Annotated in this window: 12 protein-coding genes and 1 pseudogene; 2 read left to right on the forward strand and 11 right to left on the reverse strand. The window is 61.2% G+C overall.

Annotated features, from left to right (window positions below; translation table 11 throughout):
• Window positions 1–499 precede the first annotated feature (499 nt).
• The gene (locus tag EN943_RS15275; RefSeq protein ID WP_063169258.1) at window positions 500–1,639 is read right to left on the reverse strand and encodes a porin; all 1,140 of its coding nucleotides are present in this window, start codon (window positions 1,637–1,639) and stop codon (window positions 500–502) included.
• Between the two features lie 681 nt (window positions 1,640–2,320).
• Between EN943_RS15275 and EN943_RS15280 the strand changes: the two genes are divergently transcribed.
• Window positions 2,321–2,677: a hypothetical protein gene (locus EN943_RS15280; protein WP_024505577.1), complete on the forward strand. Its 357-nt coding sequence runs from the start codon at window positions 2,321–2,323 to the stop codon at window positions 2,675–2,677.
• A 464-nt stretch (window positions 2,678–3,141) separates the two neighbouring features.
• A pseudogene (gene hemN, locus EN943_RS15285) lies at window positions 3,142–4,468 on the forward strand (oxygen-independent coproporphyrinogen III oxidase).
• Between the two features lie 234 nt (window positions 4,469–4,702).
• Here the strand turns inward: hemN and EN943_RS15290 are convergent.
• The 10 genes from EN943_RS15290 to EN943_RS15335 all read right to left on the reverse strand — a co-directional run bounded on the left by EN943_RS15290 (window position 4,703) and on the right by EN943_RS15335 (window position 16,096).
• Window positions 4,703–6,346, reverse strand: coding sequence for an MFS transporter (locus EN943_RS15290; RefSeq protein ID WP_063169257.1), 1,644 nt, complete (start codon window positions 6,344–6,346; stop codon window positions 4,703–4,705).
• Between the two features lie 173 nt (window positions 6,347–6,519).
• Complete coding sequence (locus EN943_RS15295; RefSeq protein WP_063169256.1) at window positions 6,520–7,503, reverse strand: beta-ketoacyl-ACP synthase III; 984 nt, start codon at window positions 7,501–7,503, stop codon at window positions 6,520–6,522.
• The gene (locus EN943_RS15300; RefSeq protein WP_063169255.1) at window positions 7,500–8,765 is read right to left on the reverse strand and encodes an adenosylmethionine--8-amino-7-oxononanoate transaminase; all 1,266 of its coding nucleotides are present in this window, start codon (window positions 8,763–8,765) and stop codon (window positions 7,500–7,502) included. Before EN943_RS15300 ends, EN943_RS15295 begins: the two co-directional genes overlap by 4 nt.
• The gene (bioD, locus tag EN943_RS15305) at window positions 8,765–9,400 is read right to left on the reverse strand and encodes a dethiobiotin synthase (protein WP_063169254.1); all 636 of its coding nucleotides are present in this window, start codon (window positions 9,398–9,400) and stop codon (window positions 8,765–8,767) included. Before bioD ends, EN943_RS15300 begins: the two co-directional genes overlap by 1 nt.
• Window positions 9,397–10,536: an 8-amino-7-oxononanoate synthase gene (locus tag EN943_RS15310; protein ID WP_024505572.1), complete on the reverse strand. Its 1,140-nt coding sequence runs from the start codon at window positions 10,534–10,536 to the stop codon at window positions 9,397–9,399. Before EN943_RS15310 ends, bioD begins: the two co-directional genes overlap by 4 nt.
• Window positions 10,533–11,501: a biotin synthase BioB gene (gene bioB / locus EN943_RS15315; RefSeq protein WP_224570943.1), complete on the reverse strand. Its 969-nt coding sequence runs from the start codon at window positions 11,499–11,501 to the stop codon at window positions 10,533–10,535. The genes EN943_RS15310 and bioB overlap by 4 nt, the downstream gene beginning before the upstream one ends.
• Before the next feature lie 174 nt (window positions 11,502–11,675).
• Window positions 11,676–12,557, reverse strand: a complete 882-nt coding sequence (gene nadC / locus EN943_RS15320; protein WP_063169252.1) for a carboxylating nicotinate-nucleotide diphosphorylase — start codon at window positions 12,555–12,557, stop codon at window positions 11,676–11,678.
• 1 nt (window position 12,558) lies between these two features.
• On the reverse strand, window positions 12,559–14,100 hold the full coding sequence (locus EN943_RS15325; protein WP_063169251.1) for an L-aspartate oxidase: 1,542 nt from the start codon (window positions 14,098–14,100) through the stop codon (window positions 12,559–12,561).
• On the reverse strand, window positions 14,097–15,071 hold the full coding sequence (gene nadA / locus EN943_RS15330) for a quinolinate synthase NadA (protein WP_063169250.1): 975 nt from the start codon (window positions 15,069–15,071) through the stop codon (window positions 14,097–14,099). Before nadA ends, EN943_RS15325 begins: the two co-directional genes overlap by 4 nt.
• Before the next feature lie 62 nt (window positions 15,072–15,133).
• Window positions 15,134–16,096 (reverse strand): membrane protein, encoded by a 963-nt coding sequence (locus EN943_RS15335; RefSeq protein WP_024505567.1) that lies wholly within the window; start codon window positions 16,094–16,096, stop codon window positions 15,134–15,136.
• Window positions 16,097–16,236 lie beyond the last annotated feature (140 nt).

A 16,236-nucleotide genomic window follows, 5' to 3' on the forward strand; every position in this document is an offset into this window, starting at 1 on the left:
ACGCAGCGGTGTGAGACGGGCATTCTTGTGGATGTTCATTCGGACCCTCCGATGGATGCTGAAGCGTGGTAACTCCAGTCTCCTCGGTCCGGTCCGAATGGACAACCTCTCGAAAGCTCACACCTAGGATGGGTGCTGCCACGCGGCTCGGACTCAGCGTGCATTATCACGTAAATGTTGAGAGAATGAATGGCGCCGCGAAGGGCAATTCCAGCCGTCCAAAGCGACAGGCGTGTCGCGGCCTCGACATTGCAGTGGCGCTTACCTAACACGGCCTCACACTGCCCTCTAAACGGCCCCGAATTTGAACTGACGGCCCCTGGCCGGTTCATCGGGCAGGTCAAGGGCTAGGTGTAGTACACAGGGCTCATAACTTTCAGTTTCTAGTTGGTACGATGGGCCGTGGACGGTCGATGCAGACTTCAAGATGGCGAACGAAGCTCTCCATGCGTGCGTTGTCGAGGCAAGTGCCTTTGCCATGCTCGCGACTGGAGAGATTTCAAAATGAGCCTTGTAAGCGGAGAATGCCGCCGACGCTGTTCGGCTTGCTCGTGCCCTTGACGGCGGTAGGCTCGGCAGGGCCGAGGCCAGAGTTGCCGTAGTGGTCGTAATCGACCTCGGCTGTGACCGTGAAGCCGGGAACGACCATGTAGGCGACGTTTGCAGCCACACCAGCATCCTTGAGCTGATCACCCGAGACCTGAAGGTTGAACGAAGTTTTCTCGTCAAACTCGTAGGTGGCGCCCGCCCAGAAAGCCCACTGGCCGTTCCAGATTTTGTACGAGCCGCGCCCATGATTGGCAATTGCGCCGTTTGAGTCCTCGTTGAGACTGGCATTGGAACCGTAGCCGAAGAGTCCAAACAGCGACAGCTGGTTTGTGACAGCGACGTCGACGCGGATCTTGCCGGCAAAAGCTTCGTAATTGCTGTCATAAGCCGCGACGCCGATGATCGAGCCCCAGCCTTGCGTGTATTTCAAGCCGGCGACAACGTGCGGAATATAGCTGTCGATAGTACCGGCTGAGCCCGATCCTTGTTCGAGCGAAATCACAGTCGAAATGCCGTTGCCGGCGTCGAAGTGGTACTGAGCCACGTTGGTGTCGAAGCCGGCCGACGGAACGAGCATACTATCGAGAACGTTGCCAGCGTAGCTTGCAAACGTATCGAAGGCCGACCCCTCCTTGCCAACTCGCAGGCCTCCCAGCTCGACCCAGGCAGAAGCCAGTGCGAGGCCGCTGTTGAAATCATAGTTCTGAGGACTGTCATGCGAGTTAGCGCTGTTGCCAAAATTCACCTGGGTTTCGGTATAGGTCGTCAACGCGCCGAGCTCGGTCTGCTGGCCGGTCCAAGTTTTGAACGTGAAGCGTGTGCTGTTTCGCCAAGTGCCTTGGTCCTCGCCAGTTCTCACGTCCGAGGTTCTTGCGCTGTCATACGATCGGACGTCACCCAGGCCGATATCGTAACGGACATAGCCGCCGATGCGCAGGCAGGTCTCGGTGTTGGGAATATAGGAATATCCCGAGCCGAGGACGTCGCAGATCTTGATGTACTCGGCCGGTTCCCGCTCGGCGCCAGCTGCTCGACCGACGGAAATGGTCATCAGAGCAGTTAAGCCGAGAAGAGGACTCTTGATGTACATGTCTAGATCTCCATGAAGGAATAAAAAGGATAGAGGCGAAAGAGCAAGCTTTTCCTCTAAATTTTGTGCGTGTTGTCTCCAATATGTGGACGCCAAAGCGCTTGACACGAGAGGTGAGCCAGCGTAAAAGCCACATGTACTTATAATAGTGTTTTCTGCTAGGAGATTCATTATCGTTTACATGTGAAACACTCCGGTCGGACCGCTGCAGCTCTCCGAATAGAGCAGCAAGCGACATGCCAACCTGAAGCGTAGATGCGGCCGACACCAAAATCGGGCCGACGCGCCTTCGTCTCGCTGGAATCACTTTTTTTGAGGGTCACTGCGAAAAGAAATGTGCGACACGGTTCGCCATGTTCGATATGTGACAGTCTCGTTTAACAGCGACGGCTTCCCGTCTGACCGCAACGGAGGCCGCGCCATCCGCTACCGAGAAGGATCACTGCGCGTACGCTCCGCAAGGGCTGCGCCAGGAACAGAGGGCGTGCACGTCCGAGGCGTCGCATGGTGGCCGCAGCACCTTTTCGCCGCTGTAAGTTCGCCGTGCAGGTACATTGCGCGGCCGGAAGCGAGAGGGAGCGCACCCTGAAACGGCTGCCTACGGCTCGCCTCGAGTAATTGGCGATGAACAGTATTCTCGAGAACTTAGTCTCGACGGAAAGAGCAACGAAAGGAAGCCGCTTGGACGAGCACGATCCGAAGGAAGAACCGATCGAGACCATTTTCCGCAACGGCACAATCACTGCCGTGGGTATCCTGCTTGCCTTTTCCCTCGGCTTCCTCACTCATTGGGCCGCGAACCCCTTGCCATGGCAACTCTACGATCTGTTCGCCGTAGTGCCGATCCTGCTCGGCATCGCACTGCAGATGAGAGCGCTGTCCATGCTGCTCGACATGAGTTCCTTGCGGCGCCCCATCTACGAACGCGCCAATCGCATTTTCATGGTCGGCCTCATCCAGACCGCGTGTGGCGTCGGCATGGCCATCTTGGTCGATCTTTTCGGGATATCGGTAGGGGGCACGCTGCCCGGCGCTTGACGACAAGCCACACCGCTCTTCGCTCGAAGCGACGTCAAGCCGGGGAACCTTGTGCACCCCCTAGCGGCGTCCTCCTTTCATCAAATGAGCCGACGTCAGCTTTAGAGCGTCTCGGTGGCTAAAGCCGGTATGGTTTTTCGGCCGGCAGGGAAGGCCGCTGGCTGGACCTGGATGGCGTCTGAACGAGGCTTGACAGGTCCGTTGCGTCGGACATGAATTTCGCATTGCAAAGTTCTTCCGCAGACGCCTCAAGCACACTGCACTGGCGTCACGTACTCAGACGTTGAATGCGGCACCGCACCATCACCTCAGGCGCAACCATGGCACGCGCGCTCCCCGGCGTGGTTGACCCCATCCTGTCCAAACGAGACTGCGACATAAGCGGGACGCACTGACTTAGGTCAGAGACCAGGACGAGCGCGCAACGAAAGAATGATGGATGAGCGACGTGGGATGACAGCTCCTTGCACACCTCAATCCTGACAAAGTACCGGGACCCCCGGCCGCCTTGGTATACCATCTATCCGACTGTGCCAGACTTCTCTGCGGCAGTTGGTGCTGACGATTATGAGGAATGGCTGGGGGGCCTCCCGGCCGACGAATCGGTGTCGCTCTATTTCCACATTCCGTTTTGCCGATCCATGTGCTGGTATTGCGGCTTCCCTACCGCGGTCATCCGTCGCAACGGCCCGATCCTTAATTATTTAGCGGTGCTGCGTCAGGAGATCAGTTTGGTGTCGGAGCAAGTGCGGCAAGGGCTGCCGGTGAGCGATGTGCATTTCGGCGGCGGAACGCCTCACCTTATCGGGCCAGCCGAGCACTTGGCGCTGATGGAATTTCTACGCCGCCACTTCGCTTTCAGCAAAACTGCTGCGATCGCCGTGGAGATCGATCCCCGAACGTTCACACCGGAAATGGCCGAAGCCCTGGCAGCTAACGGTGTCAACCGCGCGAGCATCGGATGCAGAGCTTTGATCCCGATGTGCAAAGGCGATCAATCGGATCCAGAGTAAGGTGCAGACGGCCGCTGCAGTCCAAAATCTCCGCCGGCATGGCGTTGGCCATATCAACTTCGACCTCATCTTCGGTCTACCGAAACAGACTGTGCAGTCCTGCATCCAGACCGCGATGGCTGCGGTCGCCATGCGCCCCAACCGGCTTGCGGTGTTCGGATACGCGCATATTCCTTCCGTGATAAAGAATCAGCGCCTAATCGAGCAGGCAGGTCTACCGGACGGCGATCTTCGCGCCGAACAGGCTGCAACTGTCGCCGAGACACTGGTTGGCGCTGGCTACCGGGAGATCGGGCTCGATCATTTCGCTCCGCCGGACGACGAACTTGCGCTAGCGCCAGAAGACCGGGCGCCTACGGCGTAATTCGCTGGGATACTCGGCCGATACTTGCAAAACGTGATCGGCTTCGGCGCGTCGGCTATTGGCCGAGTCCGCGAGGGGTATGTTCAGAACGAAGTAACACGGGATTCTTACGCCCGGCACATCGCAAGTGGACGTCTGGCGACATCAAAGGGTCACCGTCTGACCGACGATGACCGGGTGCGCGCAGCGATCATCGAGCGACTGATGTGCGATTTGGAGGCCGACGTGCCGACCATCTGTGCCGCCCACGAAATCGAACCAGCTCGTTTTCTCGATTCAGTTGAGAGTTTGGTGACGCTGGCTGAGGAGGGGATCCTGGACGTCGAAAACGGCTTCATCCGCGTGCGGCCGGAGCACCGCTTTGTTGTTCGCGCCGTTGCTGCTGCATTCGATGCTTTTCTCGCGAATCGATGAGTTGAGGCCACGACGCCGAAAGGCATCAGACCTTGTTTGGCGCTCGTCGGCATGGGCTCTCGCAGAAGACTCCGCAAGCGTATGCAGGGGACTTCCACTTGACGCCGCGTTCACCATCATCTCGCCTGGGTGCGCGCGAAAGCGCACAACCCGGAGCACGCTGCTCTCGGTGTGAGGCTGTGCTCTGCAAAGCACCGGTGATCCACCCTGTCCCTGGACAGCAGCTTGATGGCGTCATCTTGGAGGACGAGAAAAGATTGTCGAGGTACGGGTACGAATTGCCTCGGTCGTCCGTTCAATCGAAAGCACTGTCTGCGGAGGCACCTCTCCTTCATGCAGTGACAGGAGATGCTGGGCGACTTCCTTATCTGCTGCGGTGAGTCGATGATTTAGGCGGAGAAAGTCCATCCAGGTGGGGGTGCGGAATGTCTCCGTCCAAAGTGACGGTGTTTGCAGATTTCGCTGGAGCGTCCAGTTTCGTGCACCGGCACGGCTCTGGACGTGTCGCCGCGTGCGCATGGAGCCCAGAAAGGCCTCGATATTTTCCTCCGATATCAAATACTCGACCTTGGCCACGATAGGGCCACTTCTGGGTTTCAGATCGAGAGCCACGTCCGGCGGATGAAAAACTGAACTTTCTTGATCGGTTTCTTCCCAGGGACGGACCGGCAACACGATCCCCGCTGCTGCAACCAGCAACAGAGCGCCTGCGGCGCCCTCCAATGCTGAGGTCAAGGAATAGTTTTGCGCGACAGAACCCCAGATCCAGCTGCCAGCAGCCATACCGCCTGCGCTCAAGGCGTAGTAAATGGAGAGCGTGCGGCCTACAACCCACCTTGGGCTTGCCAACTGCACCGACACGTCAATGCCCGTCCAGGTGATAAGCCAACCCGCTCCGCCGAGCGCCAGCGAAATGGCCGCCACAGGAAGCGACGATGTAAGGGCAAGGGAGAGGCAACAGACTGCACAAGCCACAGAGGCGAAGGCCACCAGCCTGTTTTGAGACGTGACCTTCCTCAAGAAGCCGTTGCCCATACCCGCGATGAAAGCACCCATGCCGAAGCCGGCCAATAAGATACCGTAGACAATTGGCCCACTCTTCAACTGATCCCGGACGACGAGGGGGAGCAACGCCAGAATGGAGATGCTTGCCAACCCGAAAAGAGCGGCTCGGGCGGTCGCTGCCCTGATCTCCAAAGACATCGCCGTAAAGCGCACTCCGTCATGAATTGCCGTCGTCATTCTCTCACGAGGGAGAGGCGAAGAGCGGACCTCCCATTTGGTGCGCCATATCGCGCTTATGGGCGCCAGATCACTCACCGCAGCCAAGGCGAAAGCGGCCAGCGGCCCAAAGACGGCCAGGATCACGCCCCCCAAGGCTGGACCAACGCTGCGCACAATGTTGTATCCGACGGACATAAGCGTCACTGCGGCCGGAATGTCGCGTTTGTGAAGGATATCGCCGACCGAAGCGTGCCAAGCCGGATCATTCAAGGCAAAGCCGCAGCCGGCCAGGAAACCTAACCCGAGAATCAGCCAAGGACTGACAAATCCCAGACCCACAGAAATCATCAGCGTCGTCGACGCCGATGCTATCAGGCAGTGTCCCGCAAACATCACCCACCGGCGGCTGAAGTTGTCGGCAATGGCTCCGGCGAAAACTGAGAGGAAGAACACCGGCAATGTGGATGCGGCCTGGACGAGTGCCACCATGAGGTCGGACGCTGAAATCGTTGCCATAAGCCAACTGATGGCGACCGTTTGCACTAGCCAACCGAGGCTGGAAATCTGGGTGGCCGCCCAAATTGAGCGAAACACCTTGTTTCGAAATGGGGCGAGCGTCTTTGAAACGGGCGGTTGGGGATTTTCGCTCTGCATGAGGTATTGCTGGCCTTCGATGAGCGCTGCGATTTGAGCAAGCGGGTCGATACTTAGACATCGCGGAGCACCGCACGGACCCCAGCTCTATGGAGCTTGCCGGCGACTATTTGCGTATTGAGCCATTCTCATAGTCTCATTCATGAGCAGTCCTGTGCGCAAGCATTGCTTTGCTAAATTCCCACCACAAGCGCGCCGCCGCTGAGACCCGCACCCGCTGCCGCCAAGAGGACTTTCTCGCCAGGCCGAAACGGCTGCGCCCGATGGGCCAGCGACAATGAGAGCGGGATCGTCGCGGCGGAAGAGTTGCCATATTCGGCGATCGTCTTGACGATCGAGTGATCAGCGATGCCGAGGTTCCTGCCGACCGCGTCGAAAATGCGCGCATTGGCCTGATGCGGCACGAAACGATCGAGGTCTTGCGGCCTCAGTCGGGCAGCAGTGAGCGCATCTCTCGAGCAGGCGGTCATCATCTCCACGGCCTTGCTGAATACTTCACGGCCGTCAGTGATCGTCATCCGTGTCTGCGCGAGGTCGAGGTCGGCATGGAACGGAGTGTTGCTTCCCCCGGCGGGAATCTGGATTAGCCCGTAGCGCGAGCCGTCGGAATCCACCGAAGCGCCGAGAATGCCTCGATCCGGGTCATCGCAAGGACTGATCACCATGGCGCCGGCGGCATCGGCAAACAGCACGGCGCTGGCGCGCTCGGCCAAATTGATGCGGTGGCTGAGGATGTTGGCGGCGATGACAAGGCTCGCTTTGCCGTGCAGGCGGGTGAACCCGTCGGCGAACATCAGCGCATAGATGAAGCCGGCGCAGGCGCCGGTCAGGTCGATCGCTCCGGCGCGGCCTAGCCCCAGCCGATGTGCGACCAGCGGCGCGCTTGGCGGCAGAAGGTGATCGGGCGTCGACGTGGCGAGCAAGAGTAGACCGACGTCGCCGCGGTCGATACCGGCATTGGTCAGCGCCATGTCGCCGGCAGAGGCGGCAAGGCCCGACAGCGTGTCTTCGTCTGTTGCCCAGAAGCGCGAGCGAATTCCGGTGCGCCGCTCGATCCAGCCGGGCTCAAGCCCGAGCCGGTCTTCGATTTCCGGGTTCTCGACCTTGCGCGTCGGCGCATGATGGCCGAAGCCGAGAACGCGCGACGATAGGTTCATGGCCGCGAGCCGAAGCGTTCGCCGGCCTCCTCTATCGCGTCATAGAGCCCGTCCAATTCGTCGCTGGTGATGCAATAGGGCGGCAGAAGATAGAGGACATTGCCGAGCGGGCGCACCAACAGGCCGCGCTCAAGGAAAAAAGCGCGCAGTTTTGGCCCGATCTCGGCCAGATAACCGGCTGAGCCGGTGCGTAGGTCGAGTGCCGCGATGGTGCCGGTTGTCCGGCAGTCGGTGAAATATGGATTGTCCCGGAAGCGTTGCAGCCCCGCGGCCTGCCTCGCGCTCAAGACCGCGATCCGCTCGGCCACCGGCTCGTCACGCCAGATCTCGACATTGGCAAGTGCTGCCGCGCAGGCGATCGGATTGGCGGTGTAGGAGCTCGAATGGAAAAACGTCTTCTTGCGATCCTCCGAAAAGTGAGCGTGGAAGATGGCATCGGTGGCGATCGTGGCGGCCAGCGGGATGGTACCACCGGTCAGACCTTTCGAGGTGCACAAGATGTCGGGCGAGACGGACGCCTGTTCGCAGGCAAACATGGTTCCGGTGCGCCCCCAGCCGGTCATCACTTCATCGGCGATCACGAGCGTGCCGGAGGCTTCGGCGATCCTCTTCAATTCGGCAAGAACCCAGGCCGGATACATCAGCATGCCGCCGGCGCCAAGCACCAGCGGCTCGACGATCAGCGCGGCTGCGCGCCGGTCGCGGCTAACGGCCTCGAACCGATCCAGCGTTTCCTGCTCGCGCCCGGCGGCCGGGAAGGGGATGGTGTCGACCTCGAACAGCAAAGGCTCATAGGCGGCGTTGAAGACGCCACGGGCGCCGACGCTCATCGTGCCGATGGTGTCGCCATGATAGCTGTGCTCCATGACGGCGATGCGCGAACGCGACGCGCCGATGTTACGGAAATAGCCGAGCGCCATCTTCAGCGCGACTTCGACTGAGGTCGAGCCACTGTCGGAATAGAACACCCGGTGGAGGCCGGCGGGTGCGATGCCTACAAGCGCCTCGGCCAGCCGTTCGGCCGGCTCGTGGGTGAAGCCCGCGAAGATGATCTGGTCGAGGCTCGAGGCGGTCGTCTCGATGGCCTTCATGATGCGGGGGTGGCGATGGCCATGGGTGACGACCCACCAGGAAGAAATCGCATCGAGGATGCGGAAGCCGTCGGCCTTGTGGAGATAGGCGCCTTCAGTCAGCACGATTTCAGGGAGCGAGGGCTCTAGCGCGTGCTGCGTGAACGGATGCCAGACTCGAGACTCCGCCATCAGTCGCCTCCGGCAATCATGGCCAGGTCGAAGCCGGAAATCATTGCATCTCTCAACGTTTCACCCGTCAGCGGACCGAGGTGCGGCAGCCTGCCCAGCTGCGGCACGCCGCCGAATTCCACGATTGTCCTTTGTGTATCGGCCACCTCTTCGCCAATGAAGGCAATGCCGATGAGCGGGATGGAGCGGGCTCTCAGGGCCTCGATCGACAACAGCGTATGATTGATGGTGCCAAGCGCGGTGCGGGCGCACAGTATGACCGGCAGCCGCCATTGTTCGAATATGTCAATGAACCTTGTCTGTCGATTGAGCGGCACCATCAGCCCGCCGGCGCCTTCGATGACGAGCGGTGTCGGCAGGACCGGAAATGAAAGATCGTCGGCCTCGATCGCGACGCCGTCGATTTCGGCTGATCGATGCGGCGACAGCGGCATCGTCAGTCGATAGACTTCGGGCAGCACGCGTCCGTCGGGCAAGCCGGAAAGCCGGGCGACGACCTCGCTGTCGGTCTCCTCGTTGAGGCCCGATTGCACCGGCTTCCAGTAGAAGCCGTCGAGCAGCCCGGCAAGTCCGGCCGAAAACACTGTCTTGCCAATTCCAGTGTCTGTTCCGGTGACGACGATGCGTTTGGTCATGCTGTGGCCAACACTCCGACGAGAGCCTCGACCATGGCGGAAATGTCGGCTTCGTCGACGTTGAGAGTCAGCGAAATGCGCAGGCGCGACGTACCCTCAGGCACTGTCGGCGGGCGAATGCCGCGTATGTCGAAGCCGCGTGCCTGCAGTCCTGCCGCCACCGCCATGGTGCGGCTGTTATCGCCGATCACAAGCGGCTGGATCTGCGAGCCGCTGGGCATCACGCCGCAGCGTTCGGCCAATTGCCGGCTCGCGAAAGCGACACGCTCGTGCAACTGAGCACGACGCATAGGCTCGTCAGACAGAATAGTCAGCGCCTCACGTGCCGCGACTGCCATCAGCGGCGATGGTGCGGTCGCATAGATGAATGGCCGGCACCGGTTGATAAGATAGTCGCACAGTGTTCGCGGTCCGGTAACGAGCGCGCCGGATGCGCCAAGCGCCTTGCCGCATGTGTGGAGCGTGACGATGTTGTCGCGGCCTTCATACGCGGCGGCCAGTCCCCGGCCGTCCGGTCCCCAGACGCCGGTGGCATGCGCTTCATCGACGACGATGAATGCCTGGTACCGATCAGCCAGCGCGACCAGGCTCTCCATCGGCGCACGGTCGCCATCCATGCTGTAAAGGCTTTCGAAGGCGATCCACACCCGCCCCATGCCGCCTTCGGCGCGCCAGCGGGTGATTGCGTCCTCGACAGCGTCGACGTCGTTGTGCGCGGCCAGCTTGAACTCAGCGCGCCCGGCCTGGGCACCCTCATGCATGCTGGCATGAGCGAGCTCGTCGAGGACCAGCAGGTCGCCTTTCTGCGGCAGGGCCGTCAGCAGAGCGAAGTTGGCGATATAGCCGCTGCCGAAGAACAGTGCACGCTCGGCTCCGAAAAATGCCGCTGCGTCCGCCTCCAGTTGCTCATGTTCCGGTGCATTGCCGCGCAACAGCCGCGATCCGGTGGCGCCCACTGGCGTGCCCCGCGCAATCGCCGTCGAAACCGCATCGCCCAGTCTTTTGGAGGCGGCAAGTCCGATATAGTCGTTCGACGAGAAGTCGAGCCCGGCGCGCGGTGCGAGCGTCCGCAACCGGTCCTTGCGCCCCAGTCCCCGCAAGGTTGCGTCATAGCGGGCAAGAATTGCCTCCTTCATTGCGTGGCGAGTTCCATAGGCTCAATGCCGAGGCGCCGGAACAGAAGGGTATCCTTGTCCTCGCCGGGATTTCCCGCCGTCAGCAGCGTGTCGCCGACAAAGATCGAATTGGCGCCGGCAAAGAAGCACAGCGCCTGCGTTTCGTCGCTCATCGCCGTCCTGCCGGCGGACAGCCTTACATAGGATTTCGGCATCATCACCCGCGCGAGCGCAACGATGCGGACGAAATCGATCGGATCGATGGCGTCGGCCGCGGCAAGCGGCGTGCCTTCGATGGGAATAAGCATGTTGATCGGCACGCTTTCCGGCGGCTCGGGCAGGTTCGCGAGCGTGACCAGCATGTCGATGCGATCGGTCTTTTCTTCTCCCATCCCGACAATGCCGCCGCAGCAGACTTTCATCCCAACCGCGCGCACGTGCCCAAGCGTTTTCAGCCGGTCGGCAAAAGTCCTGGTTGAAATAACCTCGCCATAGTAGCGCTCAGAGGTATCGATGTTGTGGTTATAGTAGTCGAGACCGGCCTGCTTCAGGCGAGCAGCTTGCTCAAGATCGAGCATGCCGAGCGTCATGCAGGTCTCCATGCCGAGGGCCTTGACGCCCTCAATCATGGCGACCACAACGTCCATGTCGCGCTCCTTGGGACTTCGCCACGCCGCGCCCATGCAATAGCGCGTTGCGCCGCCATCACGCGCCTTGGCCGCTTCGTCGATGACATGCTTGACGTCCACCAGCTTCGACGCCTTCACACCGGTTTCGTAATGCGCAGACTGGCTGCAATAGCCGCAATCTTCGGGGCACCCGCCGGTCTTGATGCTAAGGAGCCGCGACAGCTGCACTCGGTTTCGATCGAAGTTCTGGCGGTGGATCGTCTGAGCCAGGAACAGCAGATCGTTGAATGGCATGCCGTAGATGGCCTCGGCCTCTTTGCGGTTCCATCGCGGAGGCGTTCCGTCGACCGATTGCATGGTCTGGTTCACGTCGAACTCCGAGTTCATTCCAATCGTCATCGTCAAACCTTTGTTTGCTAGTCCGGTACGCCTTCTTGGCTTTGGGGCGCACTCGCTAAAGGCGAGCTGCGGCACGTCTTTCCAGCACCTCCTACGCCTGCCGAGCTGATGTTGCTCCTCACGCCGTAATCCTCAGTTCAAGTGCTTGCAGATGTTCTGGTGGTCCGGCATGTCCAGGCCGATGTCGAGGATCGGGGCGCTGTGCGTCAGCCAACCCATGGAGATGAGATCGACACCGGTCGCCGCAATCGCCGCCGCCGTTTTCGGCATCACCCGACCGGACGCCTCGGTGATCGTACGGCCATCCACTATAGAAACCGCGCGGGCAAGATCCTCGACCGACATATTGTCGAGCAGCACCGCGTCAACACCAATCGCGAGCGCTGCATCGAGCTGCTTCAGCGTGTCGACCTCGACCTCGACCTTCACCATATGCCCTGCTGCGGCGCGCGCCCGCTCTATTGCTGTGCGCATATCGCCGGCGATCGCGATGTGGTTGTCCTTTATGAGCACGCCGTCATCGAGGCCGAACCGGTGATTGGCACCGCCGCCGACGCGCACGGCGTATTTCTCCAATGCCCGCAGCCCGGGCGTCGTCTTTCGCGTCGATACAATCCTCGCCTTGTGACCGCGCACGGCCTCAACCATGGCCGCTGTGGCAGTGGCAATGCCGCTCAGCCGGCATAAGAAATTGAGGGCCGTGCGTTCGGCCGTGAGCAGGCCTCGTGCGGGTCCGGACAATCTTGCAATGGTTTCCCCGGCCCCAACCTCGCTGCCATCAGGGCGCCAGATCTGGATGTTGATCGCCGGTTCCACGAGAAGGAAGGCATACGAGACCAGATCGAGCCCGGCAACGACGCCCGCCTGCCTCGCTTTGAGCACCAACGTGGCAGTGCAATCATACGGGATAACCGCATCGGTGGTCAGGTCGCCGGATCTGCCCAGGTCTTCGAGGAGCGCAACGCGCACAATCGGTTCGATCAGGGTCGCGGGGAGGGGGGAGAATGAAGTCATATCAAGTGCTCCGTATGGTAGCCCGGCAATCGAGTGCGGCCGCGGCCCGCATTGCGCTGTGCAGTGTCAGCCGTGATGGGCGCACGTTGGCATCGTGGAGCGGGAAATCGGACCGACAGTGCGCGCCTCGACTCTCTTCCCGCCTCAGGGCCGCCGCGGCGATCATCAGTGAGACCAAAGCCGGACCAGAGGCAGCGACACTATTGGCTGCGATCGGCAGCAGGGTCGCCACCGCTTCGCGCATTGCCTCGCCGTCGCGGATGATACCCAGGGCGGCGGAGACAATCGGGCGGACCACGGAAGCGTCTGGTCGTGGAGGGACGAATGTGGAGCATCTGCGCGGTCGCCGGGTATACGACGTGCCGGCAACGCTTTCGGCAACCCAGCTCGCGGTGACCGCCGCTTCGGTGAGCGAGTTGCTGGCCAGGCGGTTGGCGCCGTGCAGGCCGGTACAGGCCACCTCACCGCAGGCCCACAATCCCTCGATGGAGCTGCGGCCGGCGCTGTCTACGGCGACGCCGCCCATGTGATAATGTGCCGCCGGGCGCACCGGGATCAGGTCGGTCGCTGGGTCGATTCCTGCGCTCCGGCACAATTCGGCGATGCCTGGAAAACGCTTGCCAAATCTCGGGCCGAGACTTTGCCGTGCGTCCAGGAATACGCGGCGTCCAACGGCAAGCTGGTGCCAAATGGCGCGCGCTACGACGTCGCGAGGCGCAAGTTCACCGCCAGGTGTGTCGGCGAGGAAGCGCTCTCCTCGCTCATCGATGAGCACCGCGCCTTCGCCACGCACGGCTTCGCTCACCAGCGGCATCGGCCGGCGCGGACCGTCGAGCGCAGTTGGATGGAACTGTATGAATTCCAAGTCGGCGAGTTCCGCCCCCGCCCATGCGGCGAGCGCCAGCCCGTGACCCCATGAGCCAGCGGGGTTTGTCGTGTCGCAAAACAGCCCGCCGACGCCGCCGGTCGCCAGCACCGCGCGACGCGTGGGCAGAGCGAGCGCGCCGGCTCGTCCTGCTGCGACCACGGCGATGACCGACCCGTCCTGCACGACCAGCCGGCGGACCTCCACATTTTCGATAATGGTGATCGAGGCTGTACGCCGAACCGCGGCGACGAGCGCGCGCACCAACTCGCGACCGGTGGCGTCGCCGGCTGCATGCACAATCCGCCGTCGCGAGTGTGCCGCCTCGAGCCCAAGTCGCAACGCGCGGTCAGGGTGCTGGTCGAAGTCGACGCCGAACCTTTGGATCGTCCTAATCGCTTCGGGTGCAGCTCGTACCACTCGCCGCACCGTGGCCTCATCGCAGAGTCCGTCGCCGGCAGCTATCGTGTCGCAAAGGTGAAAATCTGGGCCGTCGTCGCCCCCGAGACTTGCCGCAAGACCGCCCTGGGCAAGTTCACTGCAGGCTCCGGTTCCAAGCGGCGCGTTGGTCAAAAGCACGACCGGTTCCGGCGCCAGATGAAGCGCCGTCATCAGGCCGGCAATGCCGCCGCCGATGACGACCGGCGCCCCCGCGATTTCGCGAACCTCCAGACTCATAGGGAAAGCATGCGCTCGACCGCGCGGCGGGCGGGGCCGGCAATTTCGGGATCAATCCGGACCTCATGCCGGTTCTGCTCGAGTGCGGCGCGAATGTTGGCCAGGTTGATGCGCTTCATGTGCGGGCACAGATTGCATGGGCGAACGAACTCGACGTCGGGATGCGCGACCGCGACGTTGTCGCTCATCGAACATTCGGTCAGAAGGACGACACGCTTCGGTTTCTCACGCTCGACATAATCCGACATCGCCGCGGTCGAGCCGGAGAACTCCGCCTCCGCGACAACGTCTGGTGGGCATTCTGGATGGGCCAGCACGATGACGCCTGGATGGGCATCGCGCAGTTCCCGGATGTCTGCTGCGGTGAAGCGCTCATGCACCTCGCAATGGCCTTTCCAGGCGATGATCTCGACGTCTGTATCGGCTGCCACGTTCCTCGCCAGATATTCGTCCGGGAGCATCAGCACACGCGCCACGCCAAGCGATTCCACCACCGCCTTGGCGTTGCCGGACGTGCAGCAGATGTCGGACTCCGCTTTTACGGCGGCGGAAGTGTTGACGTAAGTAACAACGGGGACCCCCGGATACCGCAGCCGCATTAGCCGCACGTCGTTTGCCGTGATCGATTCGGCCAGCGAGCAGCCGGCGCGGAGATCCGGGATGAGCACGGTCTTGTTCGGATTGAGCAGTTTTGCCGTCTCGGCCATGAAATGAACGCCGGCAACCACGATGATGTCGGCGTCGACCGTCACCGCCTTGTGGGCCAACGCCAGGCTGTCGCCGACGATGTCTGCCACGCAATGAAAAATTTCGGGCGTCTGGTAATTGTGCGCCAGCACCACCGCATTGCGCTCACGCTTCAGCGCTAAGATGGCTTCAATATCGCCGGCGAACGCGGGCCATTCAACGGGTGGGATCACCCGCCGGACACGCTCATACAAGGACGCAGCCATAGGTAACGCCCCAGTCATTGGCGCCTCGATTATATTCGGTTTGACAATAAGGGAATATATCTACCTTGACTATAAGTATGTCAAGCCCGCGCCAGCGGTAATTTTGTCCCGGCGATAGCCCTGTCGTCGAGGACGGCATGCCGGAAGCGATAAAGCTTCGCCGGTCGGCCGCCCGTGTCGAGGGAGGTCTCCCCGGTCTCCTCAACAAGTTCCTGCTGCTCGACCAATCTCCGGAAGTTCGGCTTGTTGATCAGCCTGCCAGCCAAAGCTTCCACGGTTCGCTGCAGTTGCAGCAGCGTGAAGGAAGGCCGCATAAGCTCGAACACGACCGGCCGGTATTTGATCTTCGAACGCAGCCGCGCGATCCCGGTTGCCAGAATACGACGGTGGTCAGCGACCATTGGTTTGCCAGCCGCGGCCGCAATCGCGTCCCTGCCGCCACCGGCCTCCTCAATCAGAGCAGCTTCATAGAGCAACTCGTAGCGTTGGAGCGTGAGTTCCTCGTTCCAATGGCGGTCGTCGAAGCCGAAGGCTATCGCAGCGCGCTGCCGGCGCTCGCGTTGAGTGGTCGGCTCGCTGGCGCCGCCGGCCCACTCAATCAGGCGGGGCCGCAATCTATCGAGCAGCACAGGCGGCGTGCCGAAGCGGTGGTCCTCCCAGGGAAAATATTCGTACCAACTTTGCCAGCCGCACGCGGCCGAGTTCGTTGCCTGTTCCTTCCTGGTCAATGCGAGATAGCTGATTGAGATGACGCGCTGGTGGCGCTCAGTGCCGATGCGATCGCGATCGGCGAAGGTGTAGAGTTGCTCGATGTATCCAAGTGCATGGCCGGTCTGCTGCTCCACCCACCCCCTCAAACCCGACTGCAGTGATCGATGCTCAAGGGCAAAAGGTCCAGAAGGGAGGGTGTCCGCATGACCGACTGTGAGGACACAGGGCTCACTGTCGTTTACGGCGACCACGACGGCAGTCAGGTCCACTTTGGCTTCGTCAGCTTTGACGGCGGCTTTGCCTTTCTTGGTTCTTCTTGTCTGAGGATCCATGTTTGCGAAAGCGGGTTGGCCCAACGGAGCGCCTTAATCGATTGAATGTAACCTTGGAAGCCAGCACGTCAACACCGGAGTACTCAAGCGCTGTTTTTAGCTCTTCGCAGTCGCACAAAAATATGCCAAACGCGACACCC

This window comes from Mesorhizobium sp. M7A.F.Ca.US.006.01.1.1 (genome assembly GCF_003997935.1).
In the GTDB taxonomy this organism is placed as follows: domain Bacteria; phylum Pseudomonadota; class Alphaproteobacteria; order Rhizobiales; family Rhizobiaceae; genus Mesorhizobium.

Bases quoted from the DNA above. Each gene is read 5' to 3' on its own strand.
- EN943_RS15295 (WP_063169256.1), bottom strand. From the start codon at position 7,503: ATGAACCTATCGTCGCGCGTTCTCGGCTTCGGCCATCATGCGCCGACG.
- EN943_RS15275 (WP_063169258.1), bottom strand. From the start codon at position 1,639: ATGTACATCAAGAGTCCTCTTCTCGGCTTAACTGCTCTGATGACCATT.
- EN943_RS15335 (WP_024505567.1), bottom strand. From the start codon at position 16,096: ATGGATCCTCAGACAAGAAGAACCAAGAAAGGCAAAGCCGCCGTCAAA.
- EN943_RS15300 (WP_063169255.1), bottom strand. From the start codon at position 8,765: ATGGCGGAGTCTCGAGTCTGGCATCCGTTCACGCAGCACGCGCTAGAG.
- bioD (WP_063169254.1), bottom strand. From the start codon at position 9,400: ATGACCAAACGCATCGTCGTCACCGGAACAGACACTGGAATTGGCAAG.
- nadC (WP_063169252.1), bottom strand. From the start codon at position 12,557: ATGACTTCATTCTCCCCCCTCCCCGCGACCCTGATCGAACCGATTGTG.
- EN943_RS15325 (WP_063169251.1), bottom strand. From the start codon at position 14,100: ATGAGTCTGGAGGTTCGCGAAATCGCGGGGGCGCCGGTCGTCATCGGC.
- nadA (WP_063169250.1), bottom strand. From the start codon at position 15,071: ATGACTGGGGCGTTACCTATGGCTGCGTCCTTGTATGAGCGTGTCCGG.
- EN943_RS15310 (WP_024505572.1), bottom strand. From the start codon at position 10,536: ATGAAGGAGGCAATTCTTGCCCGCTATGACGCAACCTTGCGGGGACTG.
- bioB (WP_224570943.1), bottom strand. From the start codon at position 11,501: ATGCAATCGGTCGACGGAACGCCTCCGCGATGGAACCGCAAAGAGGCC.
- EN943_RS15290 (WP_063169257.1), bottom strand. From the start codon at position 6,346: ATGCAGAGCGAAAATCCCCAACCGCCCGTTTCAAAGACGCTCGCCCCA.